Annotated in this window: 16 protein-coding genes and 2 pseudogenes; 6 read left to right on the top strand and 12 right to left on the bottom strand. The window is 74.2% G+C overall.

The features are described 5' to 3' along the window. From EDD39_RS39125 to EDD39_RS34260, 5 genes and pseudogenes are all read right to left on the bottom strand, one after another. A pseudogene (locus EDD39_RS39125) lies at nt 1-317 on the bottom strand (hypothetical protein); the annotation flags it as partial. A 95-nt stretch (nt 318-412) separates the two neighbouring features. Next, nucleotides 413-700, bottom strand: coding sequence for a hypothetical protein (locus EDD39_RS34245; RefSeq protein ID WP_123563510.1), 288 nt, complete (start codon nt 698-700; stop codon nt 413-415). Next, nucleotides 697-978, bottom strand: coding sequence for a hypothetical protein (locus EDD39_RS34250; RefSeq protein WP_123563511.1), 282 nt, complete (start codon nt 976-978; stop codon nt 697-699). The genes EDD39_RS34245 and EDD39_RS34250 overlap by 4 nt, the downstream gene beginning before the upstream one ends. 214 nt (nt 979-1,192) lie before the next feature. Continuing rightward, entirely contained in the window at nt 1,193-1,774 is a 582-nt protein-coding gene (locus tag EDD39_RS34255; RefSeq protein WP_148089582.1) for a hypothetical protein, read from the bottom strand. Further along, nucleotides 1,768-2,676: a hypothetical protein gene (locus EDD39_RS34260; protein WP_123563513.1), complete on the bottom strand. Its 909-nt coding sequence runs from the start codon at nt 2,674-2,676 to the stop codon at nt 1,768-1,770. Before EDD39_RS34260 ends, EDD39_RS34255 begins: the two co-directional genes overlap by 7 nt. Before the next feature lie 375 nt (nt 2,677-3,051). Between EDD39_RS34260 and EDD39_RS34265 the strand changes: the two genes are divergently transcribed. The 3 genes from EDD39_RS34265 (at nt 3,052) to EDD39_RS34275 (ending at nt 5,984) form a co-directional block, all read left to right on the top strand. Continuing rightward, nucleotides 3,052-3,354 carry a hypothetical protein gene (locus tag EDD39_RS34265; protein ID WP_123563514.1) on the top strand — a complete coding sequence of 101 codons (303 nt, stop codon included), beginning with the start codon at nt 3,052-3,054 and terminating at the stop codon, nt 3,352-3,354. A 113-nt stretch (nt 3,355-3,467) separates the two neighbouring features. Then, a complete protein-coding gene (locus tag EDD39_RS34270) occupies nt 3,468-4,712 on the top strand; it encodes an RCC1 domain-containing protein (RefSeq protein ID WP_123563515.1) in 1,245 nt (414 codons plus the stop codon). A 30-nt stretch (nt 4,713-4,742) separates the two neighbouring features. Next, nucleotides 4,743-5,984: an RCC1 domain-containing protein gene (locus tag EDD39_RS34275; RefSeq protein WP_123563516.1), complete on the top strand. Its 1,242-nt coding sequence runs from the start codon at nt 4,743-4,745 to the stop codon at nt 5,982-5,984. A gap of 57 nt (nt 5,985-6,041) precedes the next feature. Here the strand turns inward: EDD39_RS34275 and EDD39_RS34280 are convergent, their stop codons facing one another. After that, nucleotides 6,042-6,560 (bottom strand): GNAT family N-acetyltransferase, encoded by a 519-nt coding sequence (locus tag EDD39_RS34280; RefSeq protein ID WP_244257457.1) that lies wholly within the window; start codon nt 6,558-6,560, stop codon nt 6,042-6,044. 167 nt (nt 6,561-6,727) lie between these two features. Further along, nucleotides 6,728-7,078: a DoxX family protein gene (locus EDD39_RS34285; protein ID WP_123563517.1), complete on the bottom strand. Its 351-nt coding sequence runs from the start codon at nt 7,076-7,078 to the stop codon at nt 6,728-6,730. Between the two features lie 95 nt (nt 7,079-7,173). Between EDD39_RS34285 and EDD39_RS34290 the strand changes: the two are divergent. Further along, a pseudogene (locus tag EDD39_RS34290) lies at nt 7,174-7,527 on the top strand (winged helix-turn-helix transcriptional regulator); the annotation flags it as partial. A gap of 134 nt (nt 7,528-7,661) precedes the next feature. Here EDD39_RS34290 and EDD39_RS34295 read toward each other — a convergent pair. Beyond that, a complete protein-coding gene (locus EDD39_RS34295) occupies nt 7,662-9,986 on the bottom strand; it encodes an ATP-binding cassette domain-containing protein (protein ID WP_123564032.1) in 2,325 nt (774 codons plus the stop codon). Between the two features lie 349 nt (nt 9,987-10,335). Between EDD39_RS34295 and EDD39_RS34300 the strand changes: the two genes are divergently transcribed. Further along, nucleotides 10,336-12,480, top strand: coding sequence for a carbohydrate-binding module family 20 domain-containing protein (locus tag EDD39_RS34300; RefSeq protein WP_244257458.1), 2,145 nt, complete (start codon nt 10,336-10,338; stop codon nt 12,478-12,480). A 122-nt stretch (nt 12,481-12,602) separates the two neighbouring features. Here the strand turns inward: EDD39_RS34300 and EDD39_RS34305 are convergent, their stop codons facing one another. Continuing rightward, nucleotides 12,603-13,643 carry a response regulator gene (locus EDD39_RS34305; protein ID WP_148089583.1) on the bottom strand — a complete coding sequence of 347 codons (1,041 nt, stop codon included), beginning with the start codon at nt 13,641-13,643 and terminating at the stop codon, nt 12,603-12,605. A 328-nt stretch (nt 13,644-13,971) separates the two neighbouring features. After that, nucleotides 13,972-14,742, bottom strand: a complete 771-nt coding sequence (locus EDD39_RS34310; protein ID WP_123563521.1) for a polysaccharide deacetylase family protein — start codon at nt 14,740-14,742, stop codon at nt 13,972-13,974. A gap of 352 nt (nt 14,743-15,094) precedes the next feature. On the opposite strand from EDD39_RS34310, the gene EDD39_RS34315 reads away from it, so the two are divergent. Continuing rightward, nucleotides 15,095-16,513, top strand: coding sequence for an FAD-binding oxidoreductase (locus EDD39_RS34315; RefSeq protein ID WP_244257459.1), 1,419 nt, complete (start codon nt 15,095-15,097; stop codon nt 16,511-16,513). 58 nt (nt 16,514-16,571) lie between these two features. Here EDD39_RS34315 and EDD39_RS34320 read toward each other — a convergent pair whose 3' ends face one another. Both EDD39_RS34320 and EDD39_RS34325 read right to left on the bottom strand, forming a co-directional pair. Next, nucleotides 16,572-17,867 (bottom strand): alpha/beta hydrolase family protein, encoded by a 1,296-nt coding sequence (locus EDD39_RS34320; RefSeq protein ID WP_123563523.1) that lies wholly within the window; start codon nt 17,865-17,867, stop codon nt 16,572-16,574. A gap of 219 nt (nt 17,868-18,086) precedes the next feature. After that, nucleotides 18,087-19,277, bottom strand: a complete 1,191-nt coding sequence (locus EDD39_RS34325) for an MFS transporter (RefSeq protein ID WP_123563524.1) — start codon at nt 19,275-19,277, stop codon at nt 18,087-18,089. Between the last annotated feature and the right edge of the window lie 78 nt (nt 19,278-19,355).

Raw genomic sequence — 19,355 nt, forward strand, 5'->3', positions numbered from 1 at the left:
GTCGTCCCAGCTGAGGGTGACGCCCGCGCCGGCCCGGACGCCGCGCAGCCGGGTGCTGAGCGAGACCGCCTTGCCGTTCCAGCCCAGGGTGGCGGCCTGCAGCCCTTCGGGTGGGCGGCCCGGGCGGTGGAGGCGACGCCGGTGGGGCCGGTCCAGCCGTCGACGCCGTAGGTCCAGTCGCCGGACTGCACGGTCGGGGAGGAGAACGTCGCGTTCTCCACCGCCACCGGATCGGTGTTCGCCGCCCCGGCCGGCCAGGGGGCGGCGAGGACGAGGGCGGCGCCGAGCGGGAGGGCCAACAGGCGGGTGGGCGGCACGGGTTGCTCCTGGGGGTCGGTGAACAGGGCGTCGGCCGCCCGGTGTTGCGGGTGCCGGGCGGCCGATCGGCTGACAGGGAACGGGAGTCGGGGGATCAGGGGGTGAGCGGGACGGTGCGGGTGGCCAGGCCGGCCGGCGGGGCGTCCAGCGGGGTCAGGCGCTTGTCCGGGCCGGCCGTGTTGTCGGGGGTGTCGGCCGTCGGGCGGTCGGCGCCGCAGCGCTTCAGCTCGACCTCGGTGAGCGGGCCGGTGCGCTGGTAGTAGCGGTCCGGCAGCGAGGTCGCCGGGACGTCGAAGGCGGCGTCCAGCCGGTAGTTGTTGCGGGAGTTGGTGAACGAGCCGGCCACCCGCTCGCGGGCCGGCTGCACCTCGATCCAGCTCACTCGCCGGGCTGGATCACCGGGTTCATCGGCTTGCTGGTGGTCCGCGACCAGGTCAGCGGGTTGCTGGTGGACACCGCCGCGGTGTTCCCGCCCGCCACGCTGAAGCCCGCCTCGACCTGGCCCGCCACGTTGGGGCGGCTCTTGGCCAGCTCGGAGCGGCTGGGCAGCAGCGGGGCGCCCTTCAGCGCGTAGTACTGGGTGAGGCTGTCGTACGGCGGCTCGGTGACCTCGAGCTTCCGGTCGTCGGTGATCGCGTTGCGGGTGCAGTTCAGGTACACCTCCGCCGACGATCCGGGTCTGCCCGTAGTACTGGTACGAGTAGCCCTTGTCGACCGTGAAGGTGCAGGTGGTCGGCGAGCCCTCGCAGTCGTCCACCGCCACGCCCGGCTCCAGCGGGTCGTTGCCCGGTACGCCTTCGGGGGCGGCAGCTGCTCCTTGCGGACCTTCTTGTCGACGGGCGCGGAGCGTCCTGCCTGGCGGCCACGTTGGTGATCAGCGGGCCGCAGGACATCGCCCCGGCGGGCTCCGCCGACTCGAAGGACACCATCGGGTTGTCCTCGGTCGCGGTGAACGAGAAGGCGCGCCCGCCGTCCAGTTGGCGGTCCCGACGCTGTCGCTGCCCTTGGTGGTGACCTGCGGGTCGGGCGCGGGCCCGTCGGTGATCAGCGCGACGTTGTACGTCTGGCCGTCCTTGACCTGCTCCGGTTTGCAGCCCCGGTACGTGCTGGGGCTGTCGTCCCAGGTGAGGGTGACGGTGGAGCCCTTCCGGACGCCCCACAGCCGGGTGCGCATGGTCAGCGGCGCGCCGTTCCAGTTCAGCGAGGCCGCCTGGTAGCCCTGCGGGTGCTGGGCCAGGCCCTTGCCGAACACCGCGCCGGTGCCGTCCGGCGACCAGCCGGCGTGCCCGGCCTGGGTGCCGTTGTCGGGCGCGACCGGATCGGCGAAGGTGCCGTTCGGGACGGTGGCCTCGACGGTGTCGGCGGCGTGCGCGGCGGGCGCCGGGGCGGTCAGGGCGAGAGCGGCGGCGAGCAGCACCGAACCGGTGGCGCAAAGCAGTTGACGGCGCATCAGCACGGACCCCATTGGCTCGGCGGGACGACCACGGACGAGGGCGGGAGGCCGTCGGTGAGGGCGTTGGACAGCGGGCACAGGCCCTGGGCGGCGGCGTCCGGGCTCTGGTCGCGCGGGACGGCGCCGAAGTCCTGGACGGCGGAGGTCTGTTGGGCGATGCCGTCGTTGGTCTGCTGGCCGTCCCCGGCGACGCCGCTCAGGCAGTCGCGGCTGGTGGCCGGGCACTTGGCGATCTCGTCCTTGGCGCCGCCGACGTCCTTGCACTGGGAGCCGTCCGCCGCGTCGCCCGCGCACGGGTCGGTGGCGGCCTTCGGCGGGGCCGTCGGGGCGGTCTGCTTGGCGGACACGTTGGTGATCGACGGCTGGCAGCTCGGGGTGGCGTTGGAGGCGCCGAAGGAGAAGGCGACCTTCGGCGAGTCCTCGGCCGCGGTGAAGGAGTAGGACCGGCCGACGAACCAGTTCGCCCGGCCGGTGGGCTCGTTGGTGGCGAACACGCCCGGCTGGTTGGCGTCGCCCGCGACCGAGACCGTGTAGCTGCGCCGGGCGACGCCCTTGCCCACGCAGGTGTCGGGGTTGTCGTCCCAGGTGAGGGTGACCGTGGCGCCCGCGCGGACGGCGCGCAGCCGGGTGCTGAGCGGCTCGGCCGAGTCGGGGGCGGCGAGGAAGGCGGCCTGGTAGCCCTGCGGGTGGTTGGCCCGGGCGGCGGAGAGCAGGCCGGGGCCGTCCCAGCCGTCGACGGTGAGGTACGCCCAGTCCTTGCCGGACGGGACCTGCGGGGAGACGAAGGTGCCGTTGACCACGACGGCCGGCTCGGTGTCCTCCGCGCCCGCCGGAGCCGGGACGGCCAGCGCGGCGGCGCTACTGAGGGTGATGGCCAGGAGTCTGGCCGGTGAGGTCCGGAGCAACGGGTTCCTCCCTGAACTCGGCCACGGGGCCGATCGGTTGATGTCTGATCAGGACGGCTGACGATCAAGATCCCTGGCCATGCTGGGCGGGTCGACTACGCACCGCAACCGAGAGCGGACCGAACGGGGGGTGTGCGAAGGACTGGCTGGGCCGTTGGCATGGAAAGCGGTTCCGGGCCGCACGAAGCCGGTGACGGTGGGTTAGGTATCCCGGCGATCGGATCATCAGTTCGACTCCGAGCCCGACTCCGGCTTCGACCTCGACCTCGACTTCGACTTCGACCGGGGTCGGGCTGCCACCGTGCACCCCTCGCGCCGTGCCGCGCCGTGCCGCGCCGTGCCGTGCCGCGCCCCGACCGTGACCACGAGGCCCCGATGACACCCCACACCCGAAACGCCGCCCTGCTCGCGGCCGCCGCCCCCTGCCTGCTCGCCGCCCTGCTGGCCGCACTACCGGCCGCCGCGTCGGACGCCGCGCGGGATGCCGCGCTGAACGGCCGTCCAGCGGCGAGCGGCGGCACGTACGGCAGCACGTACGGCGATGCGCACGGCGGATCGCACGCCGCGCACCGGCCGGTCGACAAGACCTACCCCGTCCAGCCCCCGCCCGGACGGCTCGCCCAGGGCGAGCCCGTCCAGCGCGCCCTTCCCGGCGCGTCCGCCCCCTGGCGCCGTTGACGTCCCGTCAGGCCGCGTCCCGCCCGTCCTGCCCGTCCCGCCCGCCCTGTCCGTCCCGCCCGCCCTGTCCGTCCCGCCCGTCCCGCCCGTCCACGTCCACGGAGGAACCACCGATGCACCGCAAGCTGCGCCAGCTGCCCGCCGTCACCCTGCCCGCGATGGTGGCGGGTCTGACCCTGGTGTGCACCACCGCCCTGCCGGCCGGCACCGCGTCCGCCTACGACCTGCGGCTGCGCGCCTGGGGCAACAACGCCAGCGGGCAGCTCGGCGACGGCACCGCCAAGACCCAGCGGCTCACCCCCGTCTCGGTGGTCGGCATGGCCGGGGCCGAGCTCAACGGCATCGCCGCCGGCGGTACCACCAGCGGGACCGCCGTCACCGGCTTCGCGCTCGCGCTGCTCGGCAACGGCACCGTCGAAGCCTGGGGCAAGAACGACAAGGGCCAGCTCGGCAACGGCGTCACCAACGCCACCGAGGACGCGGCGGTGCCCGGCCTGGTCGCCGGACTGACCGGCGTCGAAGCCGTCGCGGCCGGCGGCTCGCACGCCCTCGCCCTGCTCAAGGACGGCACCGTCAAGGCGTGGGGCGCCAACGACAAGGGCCAGCTCGGCGACGGCACCGCCACCAACACCAACCTGCCCGTCACCGTCGCCGGGCTCTCCGACGTCAAGGCCGTCGCCGCCGGGGACGCCTTCAGCATGGCGCTGCTCAAGGACGGCACCGTCAAGACCTGGGGCAACAACGACAAGGGCCAACTCGGCGTCACCCCGGTGCCCGTCAGCTCCACCGCGTCCGTCCCCGCACCCACCCCCGCCACCCGCAACACCGCGATGACCATCCCCGGCCTGACCACCGTCAAGGGCATCGCCGCCGGCGCCAACCACGCCCTCGCGCTGCTCGCCGACGGCCACGTCTACGCCTGGGGCCTCAACGACAAGGGCCAGCTCGGCGACGACAGCACCGCCAACAAGCCCTACCCCGTGCCCGTCCAGGAACTGACCGACGTCGTCGCGCTGGCCGGCGGCGCCACCCACAGCCTCGCCCTGCTCCAGGACCACACGCTGCGCGCCTGGGGCGCCAACGACAAGGGGCAGATCGGCGACGGCACCACCACCCAGCGCAACACCAGCGTGCCCGTCCCCGGCGTGTCCGGCGTCGAGGCGATCGCCGCCGGCTCCGCGCACAACCTGGCCGTGCTCGCCGACGGCACCGTGCAGGCCTGGGGCCTCAACGACAAGGGCCAGCTCGGCGACGGCACCACCACCCAGCGCAACACCCCGGTCCAGGTGCTCGCCAAGTCCGGCAGCGTCTCCCTGATCTCCGCGCCGAGCAACGGCAACTTCAGCCTCGCGCGCTGACCCCCACCACCTTTCGAGGAAAGGCACTTCATGACGTCCACGCAGACTGCCACCGCCGGCCGCTCCCGCCTGCGGCCCGTGCTCGCCGCCGGGCTGGCCGCGTTCACCGCCTTCAGCCTGGCCGCCGTGCCCGCCGGGACCGCGCACGCGCAGGAGAAGCGGCTCAAGGCCTGGGGCAACAACCGCTCCGGGCAGCTCGGTGACGGCACCTGGACCGACTTCCGCACCACCGCCACCACCGTGCTCGGCCTGACCAGCGCCGAGGTCGTCAAGATCGCCGCCGGTGGCGGCGGCTCCGCGACCGGGCACGGGCTGGCGCTGCTCACCGACCGCACCGTGCAGTCCTGGGGCGCCAACGGCTCCGGGCAGCTCGGCGACGGCAGCGTGTTCAGCCACAACGCGCCCGGCCAGGTCGTCAACCTCTCCAACGCCCGGGACGTCGCCGCCGGCGGCTGGCACAGCCTCGCCCTGCTCGACGACCAGACCGTGGTCGCCTGGGGCCGCAACAACTACGGGCAGCTCGGCAACGGCACCAACAGCGACAGCAGCGTCCCGGTCCGGGTCGAGGGCCTCAACAAGGTGGTGGCGATCGCCGCCGGGCTCAACCACAGCCTCGCCCTGCGCGAGGACGGCACCGTCTGGGCCTGGGGCTACAACATCAACGGGCAGCTCGGCGACGGCACTTCGGCCAGCCGCAACGTGCCCGCCCCGGTCGGCGGACTCACCGGCGTCACCAAGATCGCCGCCGGCTGCAACCACAACCTGGCCCTGGTCGGGCCGCCCAGCGGCGGCACCAAGCCCACCAGCGGCAACGCCGTCAAGGCCTGGGGCTACAACGCGACCGGGCAGCTCGGCGACAACAGCACCATCAACCGGTACACGCCCGTCGACACCCAGGGCATCTGGCTCGGCGGCGTCTCGCAGATCGCCGCGGGCTGCAACCACAGCCTGGCCGTCACCGACAGCGACAACAAGCTCAAGGGCTGGGGCCAGAACACCTCCGGCCAGGTCGGCGACGGCACCACCGACTACCGGATCACCCCCGTCCCGGTGCCCGGCATCAAGGGCGTACAGCTGGTGGCCGGCGGCCGCGAGCACACCATCGTGCTGCTCGGCGACAACACCGTCCGCTCCTGGGGCGCCAACGGCTCCGGCCAGCTCGGCAACGGCACCACCACCGAGAGCAGCACCCCGGTCACCACACTGACCGCGCTGACCGGCGTCGACAAGATCGCCGCCCCGGTGGGCGGGGACTTCAGCCTCGCCAACTGACCTTCCCCGCAAGGGGATCGAGGGGCCCGCGCGAACACCGCGCGGGCCCCTCGGGCGTCAGGCGGCGTGCACGGGCCGGCGCATGCAGACCCGGTCGGCCGGATCGAGGCCGAACGCGGCTTCCTCGCCCAGGAGTTCGCGCAGCGCCGGGGTGAGCCCGGCGGGCGGGACCTCGCGGAAGCCGAGACGCAGGTAGTACGGGGCGTTCCACGGGACGGAGCGGAAGGTGCTGAGGGTGAGGGCGGGCATCCGGCGCCCGGCCGCCCACCCGGCGACCCGGTCGATCAGCCGGCCGCCCAACCGCCGTCCGGCGTACGACGGGTGGACGCTCAACTGCTCGACGTGCGCACAGCCGCCGAGCGGCCGGGCCAGGACGAAACCCGCGAGGCGGTCGCCGTCGGCCGCCACCCACAGCAGGCCCAGACGCTGGTGCGGGGCGAACTCGGCTGCGGCGGGCGGCGGATGGTCGGCGACCGCACTCATGCCGACGGTGTGGAAAACCTGTCCGGCGGCGAGTTGCAGGGCCGGGAGGTGCGGCAGGTCGGCCGGCGCGGCCGGGCGGACGGTGAGGGGCACCGGGGTATTCCAGCACGGTGCGGGCGGGGCGGGCCAGGGGGTTCCGGGTGTCCTTGACGGGGCGGGGTGGCGACACGACGATCAACGATGGCCGTCCTCGGTGGAGACCGCCTCACTCGGCCCTCACTCGGCACGATCAAGGTCGGCGCCAGGCCGGCCGTCCGCTGTCAGAGAGTGGCGGCACGCAGCACGATCAGGGCGACGGAGGCCACGGTGAGGACTGCTGCCGGAGACGCGCCCTTGCGGTCGCCGACGCGCAGGTGGAAGGTGACCGCCCCGGCGAAGTAGAGCGTCAGGCCGATCGCGGCGGCGATTCCGACGGGTCCCCACCGGAGTCCGGCGATCGCGCCGGCCGCGCCCGCGATCTGAGCGCCGATCAGGAGGGCCATCATGCGCTGCGGCACTCCGAGGGTGGACATCTGCTCGGTGATGTGCCGCGTCCGCAGGGACTTGGCCCCGGCCGACACCAGGAGAAGCGCCGACACGATCACGGTGACGACGGCGAGGGAGACGAACATGGCTGGAACCTCAATCATGCGGGAGGCGAGTAAGGGGCGTGCGCACCTCGTCGACGATAGGCGGCCGTCAGGTACCTCCAGGTAACCTTCGGGGCATGAGCCTGCGACCCGGAATCGCCTTCCTCGCCGACTGCCCCGCTCTCCTGGCCATGGAGATCATCGCCAGCAAGTGGTCCATGGTCACGCTCTTCGCGCTGACCGACGGCCCGTTGCGGCACGGCGAGTTGGTCGAGCTGAGCGGTGGCATTTCGCGCAAGGTGCTGACCCAGACCTTGCGCCGGCTCCAAGCCAACGGGCTCGTCGAGCGGCACGCGTACGCCGAGGCGCCGCCGCGCGTGGAGTACGGCCTGACCGATCTCGGGCGAACCCTGGAGGAGCCCATCAGGATGCTCACCGCGTGGGCGCGGGAGAACGGCGAGGCGGTCGTCACCTTCCGGGAGGCAGCCGAGGCGGCCAGCACCGTCGAGGAGGCCGGCACCGTCGAGGCGGCCAGCACCGTCGAGGCGGGTCGGGCGACCCCGGTGAAGGCCCCTCCGGTGGAGGGGAAACCGAGCCGTTCCTGATCGACGACGGTGATCAGGGACTACGGCTGGAGTGCCAGGCGCTTCGCCAGGTAGGGGCCGGTGCGGCCGGCGGGGGAGGCGGCGATGTCGGCGGGGGTGCCGGTGGCGAGGACGCGGCCGCCGGTGTCGCCGCCGCCGGGGCCGAGGTCGATGACGTGGTCGGCGCCGGCGATCAGGTCGAGGTCGTGTTCGGCGACCAGGACGGTGGCGCCCGCGTCGACCAGGCGGTGGAGCTGGGCGGTGAGGGTCTCGCTGTCGGCGGGGTGCAGGCCGGTGGTGGGCTCGTCGAGCAGGTAGAGGGTGCGGCGGCGGTGGGCGTGCTGGAGTTCGGCGGCGAGCTTGACGCGCTGGGCCTCGCCGCCGGAGAGTTCGGGGGCGGGCTGGCCGAGCCGCAGGTAGCCGAGGCCGACCTGCTGGAGGGTGGTGAGGACGCGGGCGGCGGGCGGGGTGTCGGCGAGGAACGCGGCGGCCTCGTCGACGGTCAGGGCGAGCACGTCGGCGATCGTGGAGCCGCGGTAGGTCACGTGCAGGGTCTGCGGGTTGTAGCGGCTGCCGTGGCAGTCCGGGCAGGGGCTCCAGGCGGTGGGCAGGAAGAGCAGCTCGACCTCGATCGCGCCCGCGCCCTCGCAGGTGGGGCAGCGGCCGGCGGCCACGTTGAAGGAGAACCGGCCCGCGCCGTAGCCGCGGGCCTTCGCCTCGTCGGTGGCGGCGAACAGCTTGCGGACGGTGTCCAGCAGCCCGGTGTAGGTGGCCAGGTTGGAGCGCGGGGTGCGGCCCAGCGGGGTCTGGTCGAAGGTCACCACCCGGTGCGCGTCCGGGTGTTCGGCGACGGCGGCGAGCAGCGTCGACTTGCCCGCGCCGGAGACGCCGGTGACGGCGGTGAGCACGCCCAGCGGCACGTCCGCGTCCACGTCGCGCAGGTTGTGCCGGGTGACGCCGCGCAGGCGCAGCACGCCGGTGGGGGTGCGGCGGCGGGGCGGCGGCGGGGGCGGCGGGTCGAACAGGAAGCGGCGGGTGGCGGAGGCGTCCACCGTGCGCAGGCCGTCCACCGGGCCGCTGTACAGGACGCGGCCGCCGCCGGAGCCCGCGGCCGGGCCGACGTCCACCAGCCAGTCGGCGCCGCGCACCACCGCCATGTCGTGCTCGACCACGAACACCGAGTTGCCCGCCGCCCGCAGTTCGGCCAGGACCCGGCGCAGCGCCTCGGTGTCGGCCGGGTGCAGGCCCGCCGAGGGCTCGTCCAGGACGTAGACCACGCCGAACAGGCCGGAGCGCAACTGGGTGGCCAGGCGCAGGCGTTGGAGCTCGCCGGTGGACAGGGTGGGGGCGGCGCGGTCGAGCGAGAGGTAGCCGAGGCCGAGGCGGTCCAGGGCGGTGAGGCGGTCGGCCAGGTCGGCGGTGATCAGGGCGGCCGGGCCGTCCCCGGCGGTGTGCGGGCGCAGCAGGTCGGCGAGGCGGGCGGCGGGGAGAGCGGCCAGGCCGGTGACCGGCAGGCCGGCGAAGGTGACGGCCAGCGCCTCGGGGCGCAGCCGGTGGCCGTGGCAGTGCGGGCAGGTGGACTGTTCGAGGAAGGTGGCGGCCTTGGCGCGGGCGGCCTCGCTGCGGGACTCGGCGAAGGACTTGAGGACCAGGCGGCGGGCGCTGCTGTACTTGCCCCGGTACGGGCGCTGGACCCGGCCGGGCTCGCGCTCGGGGTGGACGGTGACCACCGGCTGCTCGTCGGTGAACAGGATCCACTCCCGTTCGGCGGCGGGCAGTTCGCGCCAGGGCCGGTCCAGGTCGTGGCCGAGCGCGCCCAGCAGGTCGCGCAGGTTCTTGCCCTGCCAGGCGCCCGGCCAGGACGCGACGGCGCCCTGCCGGATGGAGAGCGAGTCGTCCGGGACGAGGGAGCGCTCGGTCACCCGGTGCAGCACGCCCTGCCCGTGGCACTCGGGGCAGGCGCCCGCCGGGGTGTTCGGCGAGAACGCGTCGGAGTCCAGCCTCGGCGCGCCCGGCGGGTAGCTGCCGCAGCGGGAGAGCAGCATCCGCAGCAGGTTGGACATGGTGCTGATGGTGCCGACGGAGGAGCGGGAGGACGGGACGGAGCGGCGCTGCTCCAGCGCGACGGCCGGGGGCATGCCGGTCACCGCGTCCACCTGCGGGGCCTCGACCTGGCGCAGCAGGCGGCGGGCGTAGGGCGAGACCGACTCCAGGTAGCGGTGCTGGGCCTGGGCGAACAGGGTGCCGAAGGCCAGCGAGGACTTGCCGGAGCCGGACACCCCCGTGAACGCGACCACCGCGCCGCGCGGCACGGCGACGTCCACGTCCCGCAGGTTGTGCACCCGGGCGCCGCGCACCCGCACCATGCCGTCGTCGTCGATCTCGCTGTGGTTCACCGCGCCACGCTATCCCGGGGGCGGGTGCGGGGCGGGGAGCGGCACGGGGAGCGATGCGAGGGGTGAAAGTTTCTGAAAGGAGTTTCTGTCGTGGCGGGGTGAGCTGGGCGGATTCCGGGGAGGTGTATACCTTTTCGGTGGATTGGCTAGCCCGTTCTTGTTTCCGGCAGGTGTGAATCCGAACGCAAGGAGATGAAATTTCTTGCACGGATGTCTTGACGGTGTGTCGCGCCGGGGTGGATCGTCTTCCCGTTCGCTCCTCAAGTCCCCCACCACCTTGGGAGATTCGCCGATGACCCCTGTCCGTAGAACCGTGCCCGTGGCCGCCGCGGCCGGCGCGCTGGTCCTGGGCGTGCTGATGCCGCTCGGCCTGCAGGGCACCGCGCAGGCCGCCGCCACCCCCAACGGCGGCGACGTGATCGCCAACCTGTTCCAGTGGAACTGGAACTCGGTGGCCGCCGAGTGCACCGGCGTCCTGGGGCCGAAGGGCTACGGGGCGGTGCAGGTGGCCCCGCCGCAGGAGTCGATCTCGCTGCCCGGGCACCCCTGGTGGGAGGTCTACCAGCCGGTCTCGTACAACCTGAACAGCCGGATGGGCACCGACGCGCAGTTCCGGGCGATGGTGACGGCCTGTCACAACGCGGGCGTGAAGGTGTACGCCGACGCGGTGATCAACCACATGGCGGGCAGCAACCAGACCAGCACCACCGGGTACGGCGGGTCGGCCTTCAGCCCGTCCGCGTACAGCTACTCGGCGGTGCCCTACGCCAAGTCGGACTTCCACGGCTCCCCGCCGTGCCCCAACGCCGACCTGGGCATCAACGACTGGAACAACGTCACCCAGGTCCAGGAGTGCCAGCTGCTCAACCTGGAGGACCTGAACACCGAGAGCGACTACGTCCGCGGCAAGATCGCCGGGTACCTGAACACCCTGATCGGTGCGGGCGTCGACGGCTTCCGGGTGGACGCGGCCAAGCACATCGCCCAGGCCGACATGGGCAACATCGTCTCCCGGCTGAGCGACACCCGGTGGGGCGGGCGTCCGTACGTCTACCAGGAGATCTTCCCGGGCAGCGGCGGCCAGTTGGCGCCCGCCGCGTTCGAGGGCAACGGCAGCGTGCTGGAGTTCACCTACGCCTCCAAGCTCTCCCAGCAGTTCAACGGCAACATCGCCAACCTCAAGACCTTCGGGCAGAGTTGGGGCTTCGAGCCGAGCGACAAGTCCGCCGTCATGGTGACCAACCACGACCTGGAGCGCGACAAGACCACCCTGACGTACAACGACGGCTCCAAGTACAAGCTGGCGCACGTCTTCGAACTCGCCTGGGGCTACGGCACCCCGCAGGTGTACGCGGGCTTCCGGTTCAACAACAAGGACGACTCGCCGCCCGCCGACGGCAGCGGCTTCGTCACCGACGTCAACTGCGGCAACAACACCTGGACCTGCACCGACCGGGACCAGGGCATCTCCAACATGGTCGGCTGGCACAACGCCACCCGCGGCGAGAGCGTCGCCAACTGGTGGGACAACGGCGGCAACGCGATCGCCTTCAGCCGCGGCAGCAAGGGCTGGGTCGCCATCAACAACAGCGGCTCCGCGGTCACCCAGACCTTCACCACCGGCCTCGCCGCGGGCACCTACTGCGACGTCATCCACGGCGACCTCAGCGGCTCCGACTGCACCGGACCGACGGTCGGCGTGGACGGCTCCGGCAAGGCGACGGTCACCGTGAACGCGGGCGACGCGGTCGCGCTGTACACCGCCACCACCGGCACCACCAGCCCGAGCCCGAGCCCGAGCGGCAGTACCGGCGCGAGCCCGAGCCCCTCCGCCTCCGCTTCGGCCTCCGCCTCGCCCGGCAACGGGACGGTGACGGAGAAGTTCAACGAGACCAAGACCACCGTGACCGGGCAGAACGTCTACCTGGTCGGCTCGGTCGCCCAGCTCGGCAGCTGGGACCCGAACGCGGCGGTCGCGCTCTCCCCGGCCGGCTACCCGGTGTGGAGCGGCAGCGTCCAACTGCCCGCGAACACCGCCTTCGAGTACAAGTACATCGTCAAGGACGCCGCCGGGAACGTCACTTGGGAGAGCGGTGCCAACCACAGCGCCAACTCCGGGGCCACCGGCGGCACGCTGAACGACAGTTGGGGCGGCACCACCGCGACGACCGGCCAGGTCACGGTGAACTTCTCCGAGAACAAGGCCACCGTCTACGGGCAGAACGTCTACCTGGTCGGCTCCACCGCCCAGCTCGGCAGCTGGAACCCCGCCTCCGCGCTGCCGATGTCCTCCGCCTCCTACCCGAACTGGACGCTCTCGCTGACCCTGCCCGCGAACAGCGCCTTCGAGTACAAGTACGTCGTCAAGGACGCGGCCGGGAACGTCACCTGGGAGAGCGGCGCCAACCGCAGCTACACCACCGGGGCCTCCGGGACGGCGACGCTCACCGACAGCTGGAAGTAGCACCCGCCCGGGGCCGGGGGCCGGACCCCCACGGAACGCAGACCCCCACGGAATGAGGCCGCCACCCCCTGTCACGGGGGCGGCGGCCTCGCCGTTCCGGCCGACGACGGGCCGGGGGCCGGTCAGCGGCCGGTGCGGCGTGCGCGGTGCAGTTCGACGAAGGAGGCGACCTTCGCCCGCACCGTCCAGGGGTCGACCGGCTTGGGGATGAAGTCGGCGGCGCCCGCGGCGTACGCGTGCCGGGCGTGGTCGGGGCCGCTGCCGATGGCGGTGACGAAGACGATCGGGATGTCCCGGGTGCGGGCCCGGCTCCGGATGTGCGCGGCGGTCTCGTAGCCGTCCATGCCGGGCATCTGCACGTCCAGCAGGATCGCCGCGTAGTCGTCGGGCTCCATCAGCGCCCGCAGCGCGTCGGGCCCCGAGGTCGCCGAGACCAGGTGGTGGCCGTGCGGGCCGAGCAGGGCCTCCAGGACGACCAGGTTCTCCGGCCGGTCGTCCACCAGCAGGATCTTCGGCAGCGGGTCGTCGCCGCCGGCCTCCGCGGCCGCTGCCCCGGTGGGCGCGGGCGGGGCGGCCGTGGTGCCCTGCTGCCCTTCCACCAGGGCGAGTTGACGCCGCATCAGGTCGCGGCGGGCGGCGGCCCGGGCCGACCGTTCGCGGGCCTGCCCGGCCTTCTCGGCCAGCAGTGCGGTGCGCTGGGCGAGGCCGGTGCCGTCGGCCGGCGCGCCGGGGGTGTCGGGGGTGGCCGGGGTCGGCCGGGTGCGGGCGAGTTCGCGTTCGGCCTGTTCGGCTTCTTCGTCGGCCTCCTGCACCTCCCGTTCGGCGGCGTGCAGTTGGCCCTCGATCTGGCGCACCGCCCAGCCGATCGGCGGGGCGACCCGCAGGGCGGCCAGCCGGGACCGGCGCAGTCGCTCCCGGACGTCCGGCCGGTCGGGGGCGTCGGGGAGGGCGTCGAGCAGTGCCTCGACGAACTCCCACGGCGGGATGCGCACGGCCGACAGGTAGTCCGCGCACGCCTCCGGCCCCGGCGTGCAGCGGGCGGCGAGGGCGTCCGCCGCGGGGGCGTCCAGGCCGAGGAAGAGCGTGCGCATCTCCTCGGCGAACTCCCGCAGTTCCGCGCCCGGTTCGACGCTCATCGGCGGGAGGCCGTCCAGGGCCGTCACCAGTCGCACCCCTTCGCCGGGCGCGCCGTCGGCCGCACCCGTTCCCGTCCCCGAAGCCGTGCTCGTCTTCGAAACCGCACCCGTGTGCCTCCCGTCGTTCCCGCCGGCCCGTGTGGCCGGAGGTGCCCTCCCCGCCCCGGCCCGCGCGTCCGCCCGCGGTTCCGGGCAGCGCGCGGCCGTGCGGCCGCGACGACGCGTGATCGCCGGCGTCCGCGTCCGGCCGAGGACGGCGACAATACGGCACCAGCAGCGGAATTGACGTTCGGTCAGGTCACGGTTCGGGGGCGGTCGGGTGCGGGCGGGGGCGGGAGGGCCGCGGGGCGGGCCGTCACTTGTAGATGGTGCCGGGCTGCGCGGTGCCGGGGGCGAGCAACTGGTCGACGGTGACGAAGGTGTAGCCCTGGTCGTCGAGGGCCTGGAGGATGCCGGGCAGGGCGGGCACGGTGCCCTTGTGCAGCGGGTGCAGCAGGACGATCCCGTCCCGGTCGGCGCCGTCCAGGACCCGCTTGGTGATCAGGGCGGTGTCCTCGGTCGCGTAGTCCTGCGCGGTGACCGTCCACAGCACCTGGGCCAGGCCGAGCTCCCGGGAGATCTTCGAGACCCGGTCGTCGGTGCGGCCCTCCGGCGGGCGCATCAGGGTGGGCCGGCTGCCGGTGACCTCCGCGATGGCGTCCGCGGTGCGGGTCAGCTCGTCCCTGACCTCCGCGTCGGGGATCTCGGTCAGCCGGGGGTGGTTCCAGGTGTGGTCGCCGATCTCGTGGCCCTCCGCCGCGATGCGCCGCACCACGTCGGGGAAGCTGTGGATGTCCCGGCCCTCGAGGAAGAACGTCCCCCGGGCGTGGTGCTGCGCGAGCAGGTCCATGACCCGCCCGGTGGGCTCGCCCGGGCTGCCGTCGAAGGTGAGCGCGATGCACTTCTCCCGCGAGCAGTCCACCTGCCCGGCGGCCGGGGTGCCCTTCGCCTGCTTGCGGGCCTGGGCGGGGTCGACCGTGACCATGGCGAAGCTGCGCACGATCACCACCGTGACCAGTGCCACGACCGCCGCCACCGCCAGACCCGGCAGCAGGTAGAACCTCGGCCGCCTCTTCACCAGTTTCATGGTGCATATCCTACATTTGTACGTTCGTCCGATTTGATGGCTAAAGCTGGGGGGCGGCTCGGGCAGGCGGACGCCCCACCGGCGCGCGGAAAGTGACGGGGCGTCGGGTGCGCGCCGGGCGCGCTGGGCCATCGGACGCACTCCGGCGGGCCGCAGCCGGGCCGGGGCGGGACGGGGCGTGACGATCGGCGCAGAGCCCCCGTGCGCCCGGTGCGGGGGAGGAAGGTGCGTCGTGACAATGGACCGTCGTCGTTTTCTGGCCGTGGGCGGAGCGCTGGGGGTGGGGCTGACGGCAGGGGCCTCACCGGCCCGGGCCCAAGGGCGGGGCACGGGAGCCGCGGGTGCGGACTCGGTGCGGGCGTTCCCGGCCCGGCAGCGCGGGTGGCGGGCCGCGCCGCCGGACTGGCAGGCGCTGCGGCAGCGGCTCGGCGACCGGCTGGTGCTGCCCGCCGACCCCGGGTACGGGACGGCCCGGCTCGGCTTCAACGAGCTGAACGACGGCCAGTTCCCCGGTGCCGTCGCCAAGTGCGCCTCCGCCGACGACGTCCGGGCCTGCCTGGACGTGGCGCGCGGCCACGGCATTTCGATCGCCGCCCGCAGCGGCGGCCACAGCTACCTCGGCTACAGCGTCCCCGACCGCGGCCTGGTGATCGACCTGCGCGCCATGAACGACGTCCGGGTCCGCCCCGACGGCAGCGCCGAGGTCGGCGCGGGCGCCCGGCTGATCGAGGTCTACGCGGGCCTGGCCGCCGCCGGCCGGCTGCTGCCCGGCGGCAGCTGCCCGACCGTGGGCATCGGCGGCCTCACCCTCGGCGGCGGCATCGGCGTGCTGGCCCGCAAGTACGGCCTGACCTGCGACCGGCTCACCGCCGCCGAGGTCGTCACCGCCGACTCCTGCGTGCTGACCGCCGACGCCGAGCACGAGAGCGACCTGCACTGGGCGCTGCGCGGCGGCGGGGGCGGCAACTTCGGCGTCGTCACCCGCTTCACCTTCGACACCCCGCCCGCCCCCGGCCTGACGGTCATCGTCCTGCCGTTCCCGGCCGGCTCCGTCCCGCAGGTGCTCGGCGCCTGGCAGCAGTGGGTCGCCGACGCGCCCCCCGAACTGTGGGCCAGCTGCCAGATCTCCGGCGGCAACCCGCCCACCTGCAAGATCGTCGGCTGCTGGGTCGGCGACCCGTCCGGCGCGAACCAGCAGGTCGACCGCCTGGTGCGGCTGGCCGGCACCGCGCCCACCGGCCGCACCGTCGCCGCCAAGGACTACCTGGCCGCGATGAAGTTCATGGCCGGCTGCGCCAACGACACCATCGCCCAGTGCCACCCCGTCTGGGAGGGCGGCCGGCTCACCCGGACCGGATTCGTCGCGGTCTCCCGGATGTTCGGCCCCGGCCCCCTCGACCCGGCCCGGCTCACCGAGCTGATGACCGGCCGCACCGGCGTCGACCTGCTGCTCGACTCGCTCGGCGGCGCGGTCGGCGAGATCGCCCCCGACGGGACGGCCTTCCCGCACCGCGACTCCCTGGCCAGCGCCCAGGTCTACGCCGCCGCCACCCCCGCCACCGAGGACCGGGTCCGGGCCACCGTCGACGAGATCCGCGACGGCCTCTCCCGCCTCGGCGCCCCCGGCGCCTACGTCAACTACATCGACGCCACCCTGCCCGACTGGGGCCGCGCCTACTACGGCGCCAACCTGCCGCGCCTCCAGCGGGCCGCCCGCCACTACGACCCCGACGGGGTGTTCGCCTTCCCGCAGTCCGTCACGGCGGCCTGAGCGGGGGCACGTCGGGGAGCGGGGCCCGGGGCGGTGGTGGCCCCGGGCCCCGGCCCGGTCAGCGTTCGTAGGTCATCTCGGGGAACAGCGGGGACGGCCCGTCCAGCAGGTGGTCGTCGCGGCCGCGCAGCCAGCGGTCGAAGAAGGCGGCGACGTAGCTGCGGGTGGCGCTCTCCGCGCGGGCGGGGGCGACGGTGCCGACCTCGGAGGCCAGGGTGTCGGCGGAGAGGGCGCCCCGGCGGGCGAGCTGGGGGAGGAGCGACTCGGCGTCGGTGTAGGAGCCGTGCCGGGAGCCCTCCAGGGTGAGGTCCGCGTGCCAGCCGGTGCTGTGCTGCCACAGGGCGTCCCAGCCGGGCTGCCGGTGGTAGGAACCGGAGTCGGGGCTGCGGGTGCCCAGCAGCAGGAACGGGCGGTCCAGGCCGTCCTGGGCGAGGGTCGGGAGGAAGACGCCGCTCTGACCGTCGGGGCCCGGGTAGTGCAGCTGCCCGTCGAGGTCGATCCCGGCGGCGATCCGCGGGTCGTCGTGCATGGTCTGCAGGGCGGTGAAGCCGCCCGCGGAGTGGCCGGCCATGCCGACCCGGGTCAGGTCGAGGGCGCCGGCCAGGCCGGCCGGGAGGCCCGGGCGCTCGCCGAGGCAGGCCAGCCGGTCGAGGACCAGCCGGGTGTCGGCGACCCGGGCGTCCATCGACCGGCGCAGCACCGCGCCGATGTCGAGGTCCGGGTCGCCGAGCATCCCGGGCAGCACCGACGTCGCCAACGTGCCGTCCGGGAAGGCGACTTCGGACGCCTCGTAGGTGTGGTCGACGGTCACCACCAGGTACCCGCGCGAGGCCAGGTCCTCGACCAGCGCGGTCCCCCAGGTGCGCGGGTCGCCCAGCCCGGCCGAGTACAGCACGACCGGCCGCCGCCCGCCCGGCAGCACCCGGGCGTCCGTCCGGGCGTGGGTGCGGATCGCGGACCAGTCCGTACTGCCCGGAGTCACACCGTAGTTGATCAGCCCGACGCCTTCCGGCCCGCCGAAGTGCGCACCGGCGGCCGGCACCATGTACGGCGCCGGGGCGCCCCCGGTGGCGGGGACGGCCGGGTACCAGACGCTGACCATCAGGCGGCGCGTCCGCCCGGGGGTCCACGGGTCCGCGCGGGCGGGGTCGGTGAGCTCGAACGAGGTGGTGCCGATGCTGAACGGGCCGGTGGGGGGCGGGAGTTCGGCAGCCGCCCGACGAATCTCCGCTGCCGTGCCCGCCGCCGCTGCCGCACCTGCCGCCGCTGCCGTGCCAGGGGCGCACACCGGCGCCAGTGCCGCCGTCGCCGCGAGCAGCAGCGCCGCCCCCGTGATCCGTCCCCGCCTGCCCATCGGCTGCTCCCTCCGCGCCCGTCCGCCCGCTGCGGACCCGACGGGCGACACGGTACGGGCGCGAACGGGCCAGACGCGTCGTACCCGGGAGCCAAACGGCGGGATGCTACCCGGGTATGACGTCCGATCAGGTGGCGGGGATCGGGTGGCGGGGATCGGGTGAGCGGCGAGTGTCAGGTGGCGGGGATCGCGTGGCGGGGATCGGGTGAGCGGCGAGTGTCAGGTGGCGGAGGTGACGCGGGCGCGGTGCAGCAGGAAGGCGCCGGAGACGGCGGCCAGCACGGCCATGCAGGCGGTGAAGACCAGGCCCGCGTCGGGCAGGCCGAGCGGGCCGGTGAGCAGGCCGACGCCGATCACCGGGACGGAGATGCCCAGGTAGGCGACGACGAACAGGGCGGAGAGCACCCCGCCCCGGTGGGCGTCGGGGGCCGCCGCCGCGACCTCGCCGACCGCGCCGCGCAGGGTCATGCCCTGGCCGGTGCCGCCGACCAGGGCGGCCAGCACCAGCGGGGCCAGGGCGTGGGTGGCGAGCGAGAGGGCGAGCAGGCCGAGGCCGCCGATCAGCACCAGGCAGCCCAGCGGGATCGCCCGCCGGGCGCCGAGCCGGGGCACCAGCAGCTGGCCGCCGGTGGAGGCGAAGAACGCGGCCGCCACGATCAGGCCGACCGCGGCGTGGTTGCGCACCCCCAGGTCCTGGGCCAGGAAGGCCGGGGTGACCGAGGTGAACACCCCCAGCAGCGCGAACCCGGTGAACGCGGCGATCCCGGCCGGCACGAACACCCCGCGCACCTCGGCGGGCAGCACCGGCCGCCGCGGCCGGGCGGTGCGCAGCGGACGCGCCCCGGCCACGCTCTCCGGCAGCGCCCGCACCACCGCGAAGGAGGCCGCCAGCAGCACCAGGTGGACGGCGAACGGCAGGGTCAGCGGCCGCGGCGCGTACTGGGCGAGCAGCCCGGCCAGCAGCGGGCCGCAGCCCAGGCCGCCCATGTTGGCGGCGGTCGCGGTGAAAGCGGCCCGGGCCCGGCCGCCCGGCGGGGCCAGTTCCAGCACGTACGCGGTGGCGGTGCCGGTGAACAGGCCCGCCGCGAAACCCGACAGCAGCCGGCCCGCGAACAGCCAGGCCAGCCCCTGCTCGGCGAGGAACGCCACCGCGCTGGCGCCCGCGCAGGCCAGCCCGCACAGCAGCACCGGCCGCCGGCCCACCGCGTCCGAGACGTTGCCGAACAGCAGCAGCACGCCGATCACCCCGAATGCGTAGGCGGCGAACACCACCGTCACCATCAGCTCGGAGAACCCGATCCGCTCCTGGTAGAGCCCGTACAGCGGGGTGGGCAGCGTGGTGCCGGCCATACAGACGGCGAACGCGGCCGCCGCCCCCAGGTACCCGCGGTGTTGACGATCTGTCACCACCCCACCGTAGGCAGCGCACCGGACGGCACGGAACCGGCGCGCCGGGAGCGGACGGGGGCGGACGGGGGCGGGGCGGCA

It is taken from the genome of Kitasatospora cineracea (assembly GCF_003751605.1).
GTDB lineage: Bacteria > Actinomycetota > Actinomycetes > Streptomycetales > Streptomycetaceae > Kitasatospora > Kitasatospora cineracea.